The organism is Bdellovibrio sp. HCB185ZH (genome assembly GCF_047302455.1).
GTDB lineage: Bacteria > Bdellovibrionota > Bdellovibrionia > Bdellovibrionales > Bdellovibrionaceae > Bdellovibrio.
The window spans coordinates 2,849,650-2,864,865 of sequence record NZ_CP178624.1 but is presented as its reverse complement, the minus strand read 5'-3'; the positions used below and the strand labels follow the sequence as shown (position 1 = coordinate 2,864,865).

Below are 15,216 nucleotides of genomic sequence, written 5' to 3'. Positions count from 1 at the left end.
TCGTTGACAGCTGTAAACGTTTCAGGCGACGGTCAGGGAAACGGAGAGCACAGTACGTTGTCGTCTTTGAATGAGAAAAGGGAAGCTTTCGCTTCCCTTCACAAATGCATCAAAATTTAATTCAAGAACAGTGATCTATTTTGCAGCAGCCACGATCGCAGAAGCATCAACTTTATGCTTCTTGTATAGATCAAGGGCTGTGTAAGAGCTTTGGCCGAATTCGCCGTTTACGCCCAAAGACTTCACTTTGAATTCAACTTGTGCCTGCAACAATGAATGACAAAGCATTTGACCAAAACCACCGATCAATTGGTGATCTTCAACAGTCACCAAGCGACCGCCTGTTTTTGCCAATGCAGATTTCATCGTTTCAACATCTGGGTGATTTACTTTCACCACGTTTACAACCACTGAACCGATACCTTGAGCTTCCAAAGTTTTAGAAGCTTCCAAAGCTTGAAGAACCAAAGAACCTGTTGTTGCGATTGTCACTGTTTTCGCTTTACCGGCTGTTGTATCAGCCAATACTTGTGCTTTATTCAAATCGTATTTAGTGCCAGCAACGTAAGTCTTAGGGAAGTTTTCGCGACCCAAGAAGAAGATGGCGCTGTTAGGAACTTTTCCAGCTTTGCGATCATTCGCAAATTTTTCGATCACAGAGTAAACGATGCTGTCTGCTTCTTCACTGCAAGACAAAGAATAAACATCCACGTGAGGGATCGAAGAAACCATCGCCATGTAAGATAAAGCTTGGTGGGAAGCACCGTCAGCCGCGTCTTGGAATCCTGTGTGAGAGAATACCGCGATCACTGGAGCTTCAGATAAAGCACCCATCGTGATTGGCAAGGCACCCTTAGTTACACCGAACTGAGCAAAAGTATCCACAACTGGGATGTAACCCAATTTAGAAAGACCTGCCGCTGCAGAAACCATGTTGGATTCCGCAACACCTACGTCGAAAGAATCCGCTGGGAATTCTTTTCTGAATCCAGCAACACCTGTTGAACCCGGAAGATCTGAAGTTACGCTCAATACTGGAAAACCAGCTTTGCGAGCACGGATCAAAGCAGAAGATACACCGTTTTGAATTTTTTCGCCCGAGTCTTTAACTGCGTTGGCTTTGATGTCTGCTTCCCACTTGTTCAATTCTTCGATCCAAGTGTTGAACACAGCTGGCAACGCCTCGCCGTTATAGATTTCAGACAAGAACGCTGGAAGTTCTGAAGGACTTTTCAATGGGAAACCGTGAGCGCCCGAAGCGGACTCTGCCGTTTTCTTAGTTCCAATCCCTTTTACCGTTTTCGCGTGGATAGCAACTGGCACTTTAGGATTTGCTTTGGCTTTTTCAACAGCCGTTGAAATCGCGTCGTAGCACTTTTGCAAGTCATTGCCTTCAGGCAATGAGATCACATCCCAACCCAATGTTTTCAATGAAGCAAATGTGTGAGACATGGAGAAAGATTCATTATCAATACGACCAGAAAGTTTCGTGTTGTTATCGCTGATAACCATCACGAAAGGACCCATCTTACCGTGAGCGGCAAGGCCCGGGATCGCTGCAAAAGCTTCGCGTGCTTCACCCTCCATGCTGGCACCGTCAGAAATCGCCGTGATCGTCACACGGTTTTTACCAGACAAAGCCTCGCCCATTGCCAACCCTTGAGTTTGTGGAAGAGCAGATCCCAACGGACCGTTAGAAACGAAAACCCCCTCAGGGAAACAGTGAACTTCACCGTGACCAGTTAAACCTGATTCGATCGAACGGAATTTTTTAAGACTGTTCAAATTCAAACCTGCTGTCTGGTAGTTTGCTTTCAAAGCATACAAACCGTTTTCGCAGTGACCGGCGTCGTTCACAACGTGGAACAAATCATACCAAGGCTTATTTTCTTTTTGAGCCTGATCAAAAACAAGACCGTGCAATGCGGACATCAACTCTGCGAAAGCTGCAGGGCCGCCGTAGTGCGAAGCCGCGCCGCCAAGCACTGCATTCATGTCCATCAAGGACACAAGCGCACGCGTCGAGCGAGGATCAGCCACCGGAATGGATCTGCCGTCTTTGCTTTTAACAAAGCTTTTGAATTGAGGTTCTTGAGTCGGGTTGCCAGCCAATTTTGATTTGATTTGAATAGGTTCAGTCATAGAATATGTTCTACTTCCAGCGCAGAGGAACATCAAATGCAAAAGCTCTATGCACACAACATTCGCGATCTTTTAAAAGTAGAACTTCATCGTCACTTAGACTGCTCAGTGCGTTGGAGTACTTTGGTCGAATTGGCACCTCAAGTTGGCATCACACTGGCGCCGACTTCGCAGCAGCAAAAAGAGCAATTTTTGATTACCGAGCCCATGAATGATCTGGGAAGCGTGTTGAACAAGTTCCTTAACGCCCAGAAAGTCCTCGCCAGCGAAGAAATCCTGACTCGTATTGCTTATGAGGCCTGCGAAGATGCTTATAATGACGGCATTCGCCTGTTGGAGCTGCGTTACGCGCCGACTTTTATCGCAGAAGGCCACAGCTCCCTGACTTTTGAAAAGATCCATCAGGCATTGAATAATGGCATCAAGATGGCGCAACAGAAATTCGCCATCGCGGTGGGATTGATCTGCATCGTGCAACGAGTAAAACCCGTTGCAGTTGCGGAAAAAGTTGTGGATTTCGCGATAGACCACAAAGACAGCTTTATCGCTCTGGACTTGGCTGACAACGAAGAAGGCTTTGATCCGAAAGTATTTGCTCCACTTTTCCAAAAAGCGAAGAAAGCGGGCCTGCGTATCACCGTTCACTCGGGTGAGACGCCGAACGATCTAGCCGCCAGCTGGGTGAAAGATTCCGTGGAAATTCTGGGCGCGGAACGTATCGGTCATGGCATTCAGATCGTGCGCAATCCTGACATTTTAAACTTTATTCGCGATCGTAAAATTCCCTTGGAAATTTGCCCCATCAGTAACTATCTGACTCAGTCATTTAAAACTTACGAGGAACACCCTATTCGTCAGCTGTTAAACGCAGGCGTTTTAGTGACGGTAAATTCAGATGATCCTGGAATTTTTGCGACAAATCTAAGTGATGACTATGAAGTTCTTCATCGCGTGCATTCTTTCACAGCGGAAGATTTCAAGCGCTGCAATCAGATTGCCTTCGAGGCAAGTTTCATTCCGAAAACAGAAAAAGAAAAATTCAGAAAGGATTTTTTCTAATGGCCACTGACTGGAAAGCCATCGGTGAAGACATCCAGCACATGATGAGAGAAGACACAGCAGTTCGTGAGGTTCTGGCTTCAACCGGGGAACTCTTTCAAGGCTACTCCCCTGCGATGGAGAAAGTTCACTTAAAACATGCACAACATTTGAAAACCTTGATTGAAGAACACGGTTTTCCCACGATCGCGAAAGTTGGAAAAGATGCCGCCATCGATACGATGCGATTGATTTTGCACGCCATCAGTTGGCCCGAGTTCATGCGCTCGATGGAGGCGGTGACAGTGGACTTAGCCAAAACCGGAGAAGTTCCGAAAGACTATGTCGCACGCCTCGTGGATCGCATTCGTTTCTATGAAGGACGAAAACAAATCTACGGCACAAATGCGGACTGGGATGATAACGGAATATTGCGCGTCACTGATGTGGAAGATGAAAGCAAATTGAACGCACGCCGCGCCGAAATGGATTTACCTCCTCTGGAAAGCCTGGTGATCACGCCCTTGGATGGAGATTTTCATCCGGCTGATCCCAAGAAGCGTCACGAAGAATATGTGGCGTGGACTCTAAAAGTAGGATGGCGTACAGTCGCTGTGCCCTAGAAAAGGATGTGATATGGAAAAACAAACACTTCGCGATTTTTATCCACCGATTGAGCCCTATAACAAAGGCTTTTTAAAAGTATCTGATATTCATAATCTTTACTTTGAAGAAGTTGGTAATCCCGCAGGTAAACCGATCGTGTTCTTGCACGGTGGACCCGGTGGCGGTGTGGCTCCTGATCACCGTCGTTTCTTTGATCCAAAAACTTATCGCATTATCTTGTTCGATCAACGCGGTTCGGGCCAATCCACTCCTTGTGCTGAACTTCGTGAAAATACGACGTGGGATCTGGTCGCAGACACAGAACGAATTCGCGAACATTTGAAAATCGATAAATGGGTCGTCTTTGGCGGGAGCTGGGGTTCTACGCTGGCTTTGACTTACGCGATAAAACATCCTGAACGCGTGAAAGCCTTGGTTCTGCGCGGAATCTTTTTGTGCCGTCCTTCTGAGATTAAATGGTTTTATCAAGAAGGTGCATCGCAAATTTTCCCTGACGTATGGGATGAATATCTGAAAGTGATTCCTCAAAACGAACGCCACGACATGGTGACGGCATATTATAAACGCCTGACTCATGAAAATCGTGACGTGCGTTTGGAAGCTGCCAAAGCGTGGAGCAAATGGGAAGCCGCAACTTCTCGTTTGTATATTGATGCTCACGCAATCGAAGAGTTCGATGATCCCGATTCTGCATTAAGCTTTGCACGTATCGAGTGCCATTACTTCACAAACAATGCGTTCTTTGAAACCAACAACTGGATTTTGGAAAACGTAAATAAAATCCGCGGTATTCCAGCATGGATTGTTCAAGGTCGTTACGATGTGGTCTGCCCAGCAACTTCAGCGTGGGAACTTCACAAAGCTTGGCCGGAAGCCAAATTCCAAATCATCCCCGATTCGGGTCATGCGGCGGCCGAACCTGGCACCCGTTCCGCCCTGATCGAAGCCACAGACGCTTGTAGAACGCTTTAATTCGTTTTAACCGGTGGGAGGTGGTAAGATCGTGCAGATTTTACAACCTCCGGTGCCGGGAAATTGTTTCCCGCCCCTAATTTGATCTTTCAAATTCCGTGAACATCAGGTTATATGGCTCAACGCATCATTTATTTGATGGTGCCATTCCTGGGGGAAAATTGGGGTCTTTAAACCGCTGTTTCTTATTCCTAGCACTTTGCACTTTAAGTGCCTGCTCACAGGCGCTAAAGATGCCACTCTCCAAAAAGAAAACAGACTCTGCAATCATCGGTGGTGATGTCGTCACCAATCGTGATCTGACTTCCCAAAGCGTTGTCGGCGTTTTGATTCAAAACAAACTAACAGGTGATGTGGAAATTTGCAGTGGAACTCTTTTAAAAAACAACTTGGTTCTAACTGCTGCTCACTGTGTTTATGATACGAACGGCAGTCTTAGCATTTCAGTTATTTTCGATAACGTGATCAGCCCCACGGGCAATACCATCACCGCCATTCGCGCGGTCAACCGCACCGCAATTCCTGCTTGGTGGGGTGCTGAAACACATTTAGAAACGGACACCGGCGACATCGCCCTTCTTCAATATTCAGGCGCGACTCCTCAAGGCTACTCGGCGATCACTGCCTTAGCTTCAGAGGAAGACATCACCAATAATCAGCAAATTTTGATCGCTGGTTTTGGCGTAAATAAAGTCACAACGAAACCCATTGATGTAAATACATTCCCGGATTTGATTGGTGCCATCCAGGATGGTCAAGTCAGTTGTAAGGACTCGGTACGTTTGCAAGGCTGTGTGGAAATCAAGATGGAAGGCGCAGGGACTTTAAGACAAGCCACTTCCAAAATTAAAAACAGCCGTTATTCAAGCTCCGAAGTCGAAGTCGCTCCGCAATCTGGTAACACTTGCCATGGCGATTCCGGCGGACCGGCGTTCATCGTAAAAAATCATAAACTGTATCTGTGGGGAGTGGCGAATCGCTCCGCTAACAACAGTTTGACGGATTGCTCGACGAATTCAATTTATGCCAGCGTGCCTTTCTTTAGAGAGTGGCTGAACCTGGCGGCGGCAAAACTTAAAGAAGAAGCAGCGGCAGCAAAATAATTATGAAAAAATGCATCTCACTTTTGCTGAGTCTGTTATTGCTGAATGCCTGCCAACCTGAAAATCATGCCGCTGATTCCGATGTCGATGAAGTGACCGAAGAAATCGTCGGCGGCAGCGCCGTCTCCCGTGTGGATTCCATTTCTAAGCATCTGGTTTTTATTTACAGTAAAACAGATTCTTCCTATTGCACAGGCACGATCATTTCAGAAAATCTGATTTTAACAGCTGCTCATTGTATCAAAAATACTTCTGAAACCTTGGTTCTCGGCTTCGGCTTGGATCGCTCTAAAGGCACTATGCAAGTTCGAACAAGCAATGGCGCCGTCACCCATGGGGGTTATAAATCCGATCTGAGTGCGGAACGAAATGACGTTGGTTTGATTTCTTTTTCTGGGGGTTTGCCGGATGGCTTTGAACCCGCTCCCCTCGCAAACGCAAAAATATTCGCTAAAGTAAAATCCGAGATCGTCGCCGTTGGCTATGGCAGAGTAAAAGGTGTTCGTAATGTCTCCCCGTCAGACAGCGGCTCGGGTCGACTGCGTAAGGTGACTTTAAAAATTCAAACCAAGTCAGCAAACGGGAAAGCTTTTGAAGTCAGCCAACAAGATGGCCGTGGCATTTGCTATGGCGATTCCGGTGGTCCCGCGTTTATTAAATCCAACGGTCAGTATTATCTGGTCGGTGTGACTTCAGCAGTGCTTTGGTACAAACCGAAAGATTCAGTATATGACTTGTGCAAAGAGCACTCGATGTTTATGGATGTGAAGTTTTATAAACCGTGGATCAATGCTCAATCAGGACAGCTGCTGTAGGATCTGTTTGATTTTCTCGGCCACTTCGCGAGGACGATCAAACAGCACCCGATGAGAAGCATCCGGTGCGATATCAAAATCCAATCCCAATTCATGATGCATATTCTGCGACATCGAGACGAACTTCTCGTCTTTCTCTCCGACCATCCACATCACTTTTTGTCTGAGGGCGCTGAGGATATTGCGCATATTCTGTTGCTCCGCCAAGGACCAACGAGTCAGGGCAAGACTTAGGAATTCGCGGTTATAATCTTTTTCCAAACGAACCGGCTCACTGCCGCCACCAAAGACGGGCTGCGCGTTCCAGTTTCTCATGACCATATCCCAAGGAGCTTTCAAGAACTCTTCAGCCCAATAGGAATCACTTAACCAGCGCTGACGGCGCTGTTCGGAGCTTGGATCAAAATGTCGCAAATTATCATTAAAGCCAGGATTAGTGGAGATCAGTAAAGCTTTGAACCATTGAGTGGGATTTTGGGCAAGAGCCTGCAGAGCCAAACGGCCACCCAAGGAGTAACCGACAATCACATTGCGACCGGTGTTTTTGGTTTCGTCATAAACCCAGTCGTTAAAATTTTCTGCCCACTGATCAAAGCCATGAACCGAGTTGAGTTCTTCGTCTTTGAAATAATCTGGAGTATAGATACGCAGATTCGAAACCGGAGGAAGAGAAGCTTTCACCGCTTCCCAATCCGAGGGTCTGCCTAAGAATCCGTGTAAAAGAAAAAGGTTCACTCTTTCCAAAGGGTCTCTATTTCCTTCCAAAACTGCTGGGTTTCATTCCAATCAGGGACCATCTCAATCACTTGAAGATTATCCAGTTCTAAACTCGTAGGAACAGTATGCCACTTTTGATACGACCAATTCCACATTTTTGCCCACGATTCGAATGAAATTTCATGCTTATTCACGAAAATCTCTTTCTTGAACATCCGTGAGAAGATTTGGCCACCACCATTGTTGATCACAACTACTCGTAATTTCTGCGCTTCTAACTGAGAAGTTGCCCAAAGTGCCGAAAGATCATACATCGCCGTTAAATCCCCGACCAGACACCAGTTCGGTGTGTCGGTGTGTGCCCAACCGAGGAAAGTCGAGATCTGTCCGTCTATACCATTTGCTCCACGATTTGCAGCCACTCGCAATGGAGAGCTGTCCAAATCCGCACAGGAATCCCATTCGCGAATCGGCAAAGAGTTTCCAAGATAAACCGAGTGACCCTTCATATGTTTGGAGGCCGCATAAATCATCCCCTGTTCGGACTTTGGATATTTCTCCAGGAGGGACTTCATTTGTTGAGTGCGGGATTCATCTTCCATTGCGATCTGATAGTTCTCCCTGTGCACGGAGGTGAACTCCACCTGACTTAATAGATCCAACGACGGACAATGGCTCACAGGACGGCTCAGGCCTGTGTAGTGATTAAAACCCACTGAAAATACCGGAAGCTCGCGGTAACGGTCTTCCAGATCCCGCCACAGACGAACGGTGGGAATCCCTCCAATACGCAGAATGGAGTCGCAGGTTCCGGACTTTAAAAGTTTGTGGATCATTTGCTCGCCCGAGCGAATTTGCAGATCTTTTAAATCAGGATGTCCACGCAGACTGGAAATCCCTTCGGCGTACACCGGAGCTTTGTACTGTTTTAAAAAATCCAAAACAGTGCCGTAAGCCTTTTCTGGTAAAATTCCCACCAGCACCAAAGGTTTGTGCGTGTTTAAGAAATCTTCAAGCTGTTTCAACATACCCATTGGTAATTGACCAGGAAGTTTTGTTCTCTCCGAAGTTGCTGGCACTTTGATTTGCGGAACTGGTCCATCAATCAACGGCTCTTCGAAACAAACATTCACGTGAATTGGTTTTTTCCACGATAAACTTTTGAAAGACAAATGCGAATTTTCCGCATCGATATCCAATGCGACTTCGTTGTAGTAAGAAAAAATTCCGACCTGTTCAATCGTTTGCGGAGCACCTGAGCCGCGATAACGTTTCGGACGATCCGCCGTGATCATGATCAAAGGTAAAGAAGAATAAGTGCCTTCAACGGCTGCCGGCAAAAGTTCTGCAACCGCCGTTCCTGAAGTTGTGAAAATAGCGACCGGACGACGGTAACCAGCAATTCTGCCTAAGGCAAAGAAAGCGGCAGAGCGCTCCTCAAAGAAAGAATAAACCTTCAGGCTTTTGTTTTCGTCCAGGATGTGAACCAGCGGACTGTTGCGGGCTCCAGCACAAAGAATGAATTCGCGAACGCCGGTGTCCACCAGCTCCTGAATAACTTTTGCCGCCAATTCCATGTTTGTCATACGTTAAGCCCCAAAATCTTTCTTACTGACAGGCGTTTTTGAAAGAGTTCCCGCCACTCTCTGGAAAATTCACTAGCCGCCACGATGCCGCAACCAGAACCAATCATAGATTCGTTCGAACTCCACTGCAAATTCCGAATCGCCACAAGACACAGAGCCTCCTCTGCGCCGAAAAACGCAAACGGTGCTCCGTAACCACGGCGACCTTCCTGACCTGGCAGAGCCTTCATCCACTCGTAACCAGCGGCACGCGGTGCGACTCCCAATGCGGGGGTCGGATGAAGCTCCATCACCAGTTGGCGGAAGTCAGGTCGTTCGTTGCACTTCACCTGAAAATCAGTTTTCAAGTGATACAAAGTGGGCAATTCCAAAATCATCGGACCCTGGCTTTGCACATCTCCCCAAAGCTTTAAGCGCTGAGAGAGATCTTCAACCACCAGATGATGCTCTTGCATTTCTTTTTCATCAAGCAACAATGATTGGCGCTCAGCTTTGTCGCTCTTAGGGCAAGTGCCTGCAAGCGCCATCGTTTGCAAAAGGCCATGTTCGTAGCTGAAAAGTGTTTCGGGAGTCGCTCCCAAGATGCCTTGACTCTTTTGCCAAAAACCAAAGACGTACAAAGTCTCGGGTGCCGACAACAAATTCAAAATCAGCTGCGCACGTTCTGCGGCTGTCACGGTTTGCGATGCGCGCGCAAAGATCACCGGAACCGCTTTTTGAATTTCATTTTTTGCGATCTTTCCCTGAATCACTTCGAGGTCTTTTTGGAAGTCGGACTCTGCCGGTTCACTCCACTGGGCCTTACTTAGGGGCCCTTCGGGACGCGGGTTTGCGGTCAGATAGTTTTCAAGAAGGGATCGGAGTTCTTGGGTGCTCAAAGTGTTTTGGGCAGTTCCCCACCACAACGGGTGTGATTCCTGCTCATAGAAATCCGGGCAAAACACTGAAATCTCTGCACTATTGGCAGATTTTACAGGGCTAAAAGGACCCTCAATGAGAGTCCACTGCCCCTTATGGCGCAAGAGGGCCCCCGAGTCCAAAAAGTTTGTAATGCCTAGAGGCGATATGCTATGTTTGCGATCCACAGTGAGAGTTCGTAATATGGAAACGCAAACTATGCAAACAAGTCCCTCAACCCAAATCGTCAATGTTGGCGGGTTTAATATTGGGGGTCCCGAATTCACGGTCATCGCCGGTCCGTGCTCTATCGAAAGCCACGCTCAATTTCTAGAAACGGCTTCGGGTGTTAAGGCTTCTGGCGCGCACTTGCTTCGCGGCGGAATCTGGAAAATGCGTACATCACCAACAGCCTTCCAAGGTTTGGGAAATTCATCTTTCGACATCGTGAAAGACGTTTGCAAACAGCTCAACATGAGCTTGATCTCCGAAGTCACTGACATCCGTCAAATCGAAGAAGTTTATGACCTTGTGGAGTGTTTCCAAGTGGGTTCTCGCTCTATGCAGAACTACGAACTTTTGAAAGAGCTGGGCCGTCAAAACAAGCCAGTTTTATTGAAACGTGGTTTGGCTGCTTACATCGAAGAATGGGTTAAAGCCTCTGAATACGTGATCAAAGCTGGTAACAACAACGTGATCCTTTGTGAACGTGGTATCCGTACTTTTGAAACAGCAACTCGCAACACTCTGGATTTGAACGCTGTGGCGTTTGCTAAGAAAAATACAAATCTTCCAGTTATCGTGGATCCTTCTCATGCCGTGGGCATTCGCGCCTTGGTTCCGGATTTGGCCTACGCAGCTGCGGCTGTGGGCGCTGACGGTATCATTGTGGAAGTTCATCCTCGTCCGTCAGAGGCTCTTTCTGATGGCATGCAAGCCCTGACTTTGCAGGACTTCGAAATGATGATGAGAAAACTTGAAAGAATCCTAGTCGCTATCGATCGTCCTCTTCACAAGGTGACAGCACATGCACACTGAGAATCAAAAACACTCTCCAAATCCTGAAATCATTCGCAACATGTTCTCTAAAGTGGCTGCGAACTATGACAAAGGAAACAATGTGCTTTCCATGGGTGTTCACCACTTGTGGAGAAAAAAATTGGTTAAATATTCTGGCGCTAAATTGGGCGACAGAGTTTTGGATTGTGCGACAGGCACTGGCGACCTCGCGATTGAGTTCAAACAACAGGTGGGTTCTGCGGGTCAAGTCACAGGAACAGATTTCTGTGCCGAGATGTTGATCCCGGCTCCAGGCAAAGCGGCTCAGCGCGGTTTGGACATTAAGTTTGAACAAGCTGACGTGACTCAACTTCAGTACGCGGATGATTCTTTTGATATCTCTTCCATCTCTTTTGGTATTCGCAACGTGGGTAACCCGGTTAAAGGTTTAAGCGAGATGGCTCGTGTGACTAAATCTGGTGGCACGGTGATGGTTTTAGAATTCGGCCAAGTGAACATTCCGGTGTTCGGCGCGCTTTACAATTTCTACTCACAAAACATTCTTCCAAAAATCGGTGGCCTGGTGACAGGTCAAAAAGACGCTTATGAATACTTGCAAAAGTCTTCTGCGGCTTTCCCTTGCAAAGAAGGCTTTCTGGATTTGATGAAACAGACAGGGGCATTCTCCCACACAGAGTACATCACTTTGACGGGTGGCATTGCTTACATCTACAAAGGCACCGTTAAGTAAGCTCTTTCACACAACATAAAAGTCTGAAGTACAAGACAGAGAAGGCGTTCCACAAGGACGCCTTTTTTATTTTGTTTTCAAGTCCGCTTCAATTTGACTCCGACTTCAGTTCATTGAAAAGTAGTCAGCAACCTGATTCGAATAAAGGAGTCTCACATGAAATGGATGGCTTTGGTTTTGATGTTTGCGCTCGGTTCAACGGCAGTTGCCAGTGAACTATGTCCTTCGGCTGAAGATTACGAAGCGCAAGGCTGGGTTGTTCACAATCCAGACGACTTTGCGATACTGGAAAAGACTTTTGATACAATGCTAACTGCTGGTCAAAAAAGCGGTCAGATCATCGACGATTTGAGCGGTCATATGGTGACAGGTGATCTTGATAATAAAGAAATAATGCTCGCGGTGAAGTCATACGAAGACTTGCGCACACCAGATTTGGTTATGTACGGCGACCATGCAACATACACTCACATGGAAAATCAAGAGCGTGTTGAAATCCGTTGGTACAATGGGAAAAAGAATTTGGTGATCAATCCCAAATACATCAAATGCATCACAGGACAGCCGCCAGTGGCTGAAAACGTGATTCTATAAGCTCTCCACCCGGGGTAGTAAGAAGGCTGAGGGATCCTCGGCCTTTTTTATTAGTACACTCACATACGAATGAAAAATCGCGAGATATGATCTTTATCATATAGTGTTCCGAGGACTTTCCGACAAGGATGTTGAAACAAACCCGTGAGGTACACGATGTCGGAAAATTTCTTTAAATGGGACAAAGAGCGTTTAACTACACATGTAGATGCCATGGATAACGAGCATAAAAAATTGATCGATATCATGAATCGTCTTTACGATCGCTACGAAGCGAAAGCAACGAAACCAGAATTGCAATCCATCGTTCGTGAATTGGCATCTTGGACAGTCACTCACTTTGAACACGAAGAAAAGTTTTTCGATACTTTGGATTATTCCCAAGCTTCGGTTCACAAGAAAATCCACAAAGATTTGATCGAGCGCCTAAAAGGCCATGCAGCGGAGTTTGATAAAACCGGAACATTGACTCCGGCCTTCTTTCAATTCCTGAAAACGTGGCTGACAGCGCATATTATGGGGATTGATACCAAGTATGGTGTGATCGCTGCGCAGAAGTCCGCTTAAACAAAAAAGGCTGAGAGTGGTCTCCAGCCAGTCTGAACTCCGGCTCGCGCCGGAGTACTTTTATAGAATCTTTAAGATCCGCTTAAACGAGTGGAGAAATCCAGTTCATGGAATCTTTCACTGTGCCCTTTTGAATCCCGGTGATTTCGTTGTAAAGCTCAGTGCTCAATGGACCAGTTTCGTTGCCGTTGATCATCCAGTCTTTTTCGTTGTAGTGAATCACGCCGATCGGCGAAATCACGGCCGCAGTTCCTGTACCGAAGGCTTCCTTCAACTCGCCTTTTTCCAGGCGCTCAATCACTTCTGTGATGGTGATACGTCTTTCGACGATCGGAAGATTTTTACTTTTCAAAACTTGGATGATTGCATCGCGAGTTCCGCCGGACAAGATGCTGCCGTTTAATGCCGGAGTTACGATCTCGTTATTGAAAACAAAGAACGCATTCATTGTACCGACTTCTTCAATACCCAAACGTTCCACATCCAACCACAAAACTTGAGCATAACCCTTTTGTTTCGCCTCCAAAGCCGCTTTCAAGCTGGATGCATAGTTCGCACCCGCTTTCACGGCGCCCAAACCACCCGGAGCTGCACGAAGATATTTTTCTTCCGTCCAGATTTTCACGGGTTTTGCACCCTCAGCGTAGTAAGAACCCACAGGGGACAATAAAATAAAGAATGTGGTTTCGCGAGAAGGACGAACCCCCAGGAACGCTTCAGTCCCGATCAATGTGGGACGGATGTACAAAGATGTGTTCGGACCATGAGGAATCCAACGCTCATCCACTTTCGTCAATTCATGCAAACCTTGCATGAAAAGTTCCATCGGCGGCGCTTGCAAACACATGCGTTCTGCACCCTCAGCCAGACGATTGTAATTAAATTCAGGGCGGAAGAAGACAACCTTGCCATCGTTTTGACGGAAAGCCTTCATACCTTCGAAAAGTGCCTGACCGTAATGAAATACCGATGCCCCTGGGTCCACTGAAATAGGGCCATAGGGAACGATCGAAGCCTCATACCAGCCTTTGCCTTCAGCGTACTTCGCCACAAACATGTGGTCAGTGAAGTACTGACCAAAACCAAGTTGATCAGACGGAGGAAGAGCCTTCGGGGAAGTCACGAGTGTTGTCGAGATATTTGTCATGAGACTGTGGTACCTAATTTCGACCCGCGGGTCAAACCGCAGTGCCCGTGAAATGCAATTGTGGCAGTTTTTTCTATGCGAGCATCACTAAGAAATATGGGCTTGGTCCTACTAAGGGAGCCATTCCACCCATCACGTCCAGTTGGCGCCGACTCATAGTCACATCTTGGCTTTGTGTTTGGGGTTCAGGTGGTTTTGGTGGCGGAATTTTCGGCTGTTCTCGAGTGGGACAACCCGATAGAACCAGAGCCGCTAAAAAAAGGAGGAGATAACGCCGTTTCATGGCTTTATTCTCCTCCCAGTAAATAAGAATTTGTACATATTTGGAGCTGTTTTTTAATAGCCCCAATTACGTTTTTAGTAATGCCAAGGGAACTTAGAGAAATCTCTCTCACGCTTCTCGACGAAAGCTCCACGGCCTTCGACTGCTTCTTCAGTACCGTAAGCCAGTCGAGTGGCCTCGCCCGCAAACAATTGCTGGCCCACCAGACCATCATCGATCATGTTAAATCCAAATTTCAACATACGCATGGCTGTCGGACTTTTCGTGTTCATTTCTGCAGCCCATTCCAATGCGACCTTCTCAAGATCTTTGTGAGGAATCACGGCGTTGACCATGCCCATTTTAAAAGCTTCTTGAGCAGAGTAATTGCGCCCTAAGAAGAAAATCTCGCGGGCACGTTTTTGACCTACCATGCGTGCAAGGTATGCTGAACCGTAACCGCTGTCGAAACTTGCAACATCTGGATCGGTTTGTTTAAAGATTGCGTGTTCTTTACTTGCAAGCGTCAAGTCGCAAACAACATGCAAAGAGTGACCGCCACCGACTGCCCAACCCGGAACAACGGCAACAACAATTTTAGGCATGAAGCGAATCAAACGCTGAACTTCCAGAATATGTAAACGACCCAAACGAGCCAAATCCGCTTTACCCGAAGCTTCTTTGTCTTCGTATTTGTACCCATCTTTACCGCGGATGCGCTGGTCACCACCAGAACAGAACGCCCAACCCGCATCCTTAGGGGAAGGTCCATTGCCTGTGATTAATACGACTCCCACATCAGGAGTGATGCGTGCATGCTCCAAGGCCATGTACAATTCGTCCACAGTTTGTGGGCGGAAAGCATTGCGAACTTCTGGGCGGTTGAAGGCGATACGAACCGTGCCCTGATTTTTGGCGCGGTGATAAGTGATGTCTTTAAAATTAAAACCAGGTACTTCAGTCCACCATTCAGGTGTAAAAATATCGGAAACCATTTAT

At 47.0% G+C, this 15,216-nt stretch carries 15 protein-coding genes; 9 read left to right on the top strand and 6 right to left on the bottom strand.

From position 1 onward, the window contains the following. Nucleotides 1-135: 135 nt before the first annotated feature. Complete coding sequence (locus tag ACLSU7_RS14035) at nt 136-2,142, bottom strand: transketolase C-terminal domain-containing protein (protein ID WP_413292521.1); 2,007 nt, start codon at nt 2,140-2,142, stop codon at nt 136-138. Between the two features lie 36 nt (nt 2,143-2,178). Here ACLSU7_RS14035 and add point away from each other — a divergent pair, with 36 nt between their 5' ends. From add to ACLSU7_RS14010, 5 genes are all read left to right on the top strand, one after another. Next, nucleotides 2,179-3,201, top strand: coding sequence for an adenosine deaminase (add, locus tag ACLSU7_RS14030; RefSeq protein ID WP_413292520.1), 1,023 nt, complete (start codon nt 2,179-2,181; stop codon nt 3,199-3,201). Beyond that, nucleotides 3,201-3,803, top strand: coding sequence for a DUF6624 domain-containing protein (locus tag ACLSU7_RS14025; RefSeq protein ID WP_413292519.1), 603 nt, complete (start codon nt 3,201-3,203; stop codon nt 3,801-3,803). The genes add and ACLSU7_RS14025 overlap by 1 nt, the downstream gene beginning before the upstream one ends. A gap of 13 nt (nt 3,804-3,816) precedes the next feature. Beyond that, the gene (gene pip / locus ACLSU7_RS14020) at nt 3,817-4,779 is read left to right on the top strand and encodes a prolyl aminopeptidase (protein ID WP_413292518.1); all 963 of its coding nucleotides are present in this window, start codon (nt 3,817-3,819) and stop codon (nt 4,777-4,779) included. A 233-nt stretch (nt 4,780-5,012) separates the two neighbouring features. Next, nucleotides 5,013-5,882, top strand: a complete 870-nt coding sequence (locus ACLSU7_RS14015; RefSeq protein WP_413292517.1) for a S1 family peptidase — start codon at nt 5,013-5,015, stop codon at nt 5,880-5,882. A gap of 2 nt (nt 5,883-5,884) precedes the next feature. Then, entirely contained in the window at nt 5,885-6,697 is an 813-nt protein-coding gene (locus tag ACLSU7_RS14010; RefSeq protein WP_413292516.1) for a S1 family peptidase, read from the top strand. Here ACLSU7_RS14010 and ACLSU7_RS14005 read toward each other — a convergent pair. Genes ACLSU7_RS14005 through ACLSU7_RS13995 form a run of 3 tightly spaced genes read right to left on the bottom strand, consistent with a single transcriptional unit; the run spans nt 6,680 to nt 10,022 of the window. Continuing rightward, the gene (locus tag ACLSU7_RS14005) at nt 6,680-7,378 is read right to left on the bottom strand and encodes an alpha/beta fold hydrolase (protein ID WP_413292515.1); all 699 of its coding nucleotides are present in this window, start codon (nt 7,376-7,378) and stop codon (nt 6,680-6,682) included. The genes ACLSU7_RS14010 and ACLSU7_RS14005 overlap by 18 nt on opposite strands. Before the next feature lie 50 nt (nt 7,379-7,428). Then, on the bottom strand, nt 7,429-9,000 hold the full coding sequence (menD, locus tag ACLSU7_RS14000) for a 2-succinyl-5-enolpyruvyl-6-hydroxy-3-cyclohexene-1-carboxylic-acid synthase (RefSeq protein ID WP_413292514.1): 1,572 nt from the start codon (nt 8,998-9,000) through the stop codon (nt 7,429-7,431). Further along, nucleotides 8,997-10,022, bottom strand: a complete 1,026-nt coding sequence (locus ACLSU7_RS13995; protein WP_413292513.1) for a chorismate-binding protein — start codon at nt 10,020-10,022, stop codon at nt 8,997-8,999. The genes menD and ACLSU7_RS13995 overlap by 4 nt, the downstream gene beginning before the upstream one ends. A 79-nt stretch (nt 10,023-10,101) precedes the next feature. Here ACLSU7_RS13995 and aroF point away from each other — a divergent pair, with 79 nt between their 5' ends. The 4 genes from aroF to ACLSU7_RS13975 all read left to right on the top strand — a co-directional run bounded on the left by aroF (nt 10,102) and on the right by ACLSU7_RS13975 (nt 12,808). Then, nucleotides 10,102-10,935, top strand: coding sequence for a 3-deoxy-7-phosphoheptulonate synthase (gene aroF / locus ACLSU7_RS13990; protein ID WP_413292512.1), 834 nt, complete (start codon nt 10,102-10,104; stop codon nt 10,933-10,935). Next, nucleotides 10,925-11,647 carry a bifunctional demethylmenaquinone methyltransferase/2-methoxy-6-polyprenyl-1,4-benzoquinol methylase UbiE gene (gene ubiE / locus ACLSU7_RS13985; protein ID WP_413292511.1) on the top strand — a complete coding sequence of 241 codons (723 nt, stop codon included), beginning with the start codon at nt 10,925-10,927 and terminating at the stop codon, nt 11,645-11,647. The genes aroF and ubiE overlap by 11 nt, the downstream gene beginning before the upstream one ends. A 156-nt stretch (nt 11,648-11,803) precedes the next feature. Then, nucleotides 11,804-12,241, top strand: coding sequence for a hypothetical protein (locus tag ACLSU7_RS13980; RefSeq protein WP_413292510.1), 438 nt, complete (start codon nt 11,804-11,806; stop codon nt 12,239-12,241). A 156-nt stretch (nt 12,242-12,397) separates the two neighbouring features. Beyond that, nucleotides 12,398-12,808, top strand: coding sequence for a bacteriohemerythrin (locus ACLSU7_RS13975; RefSeq protein ID WP_413292509.1), 411 nt, complete (start codon nt 12,398-12,400; stop codon nt 12,806-12,808). Nucleotides 12,809-12,890: 82 nt separating this feature from the next. Here the strand turns inward: ACLSU7_RS13975 and ACLSU7_RS13970 are convergent, their stop codons facing one another. Beyond that, nucleotides 12,891-13,955, bottom strand: a complete 1,065-nt coding sequence (locus ACLSU7_RS13970; RefSeq protein ID WP_413292508.1) for a branched-chain amino acid aminotransferase — start codon at nt 13,953-13,955, stop codon at nt 12,891-12,893. Between the two features lie 357 nt (nt 13,956-14,312). After that, nucleotides 14,313-15,212 carry a 1,4-dihydroxy-2-naphthoyl-CoA synthase gene (locus tag ACLSU7_RS13965; protein WP_413292507.1) on the bottom strand — a complete coding sequence of 300 codons (900 nt, stop codon included), beginning with the start codon at nt 15,210-15,212 and terminating at the stop codon, nt 14,313-14,315. Nucleotides 15,213-15,216 lie beyond the last annotated feature (4 nt).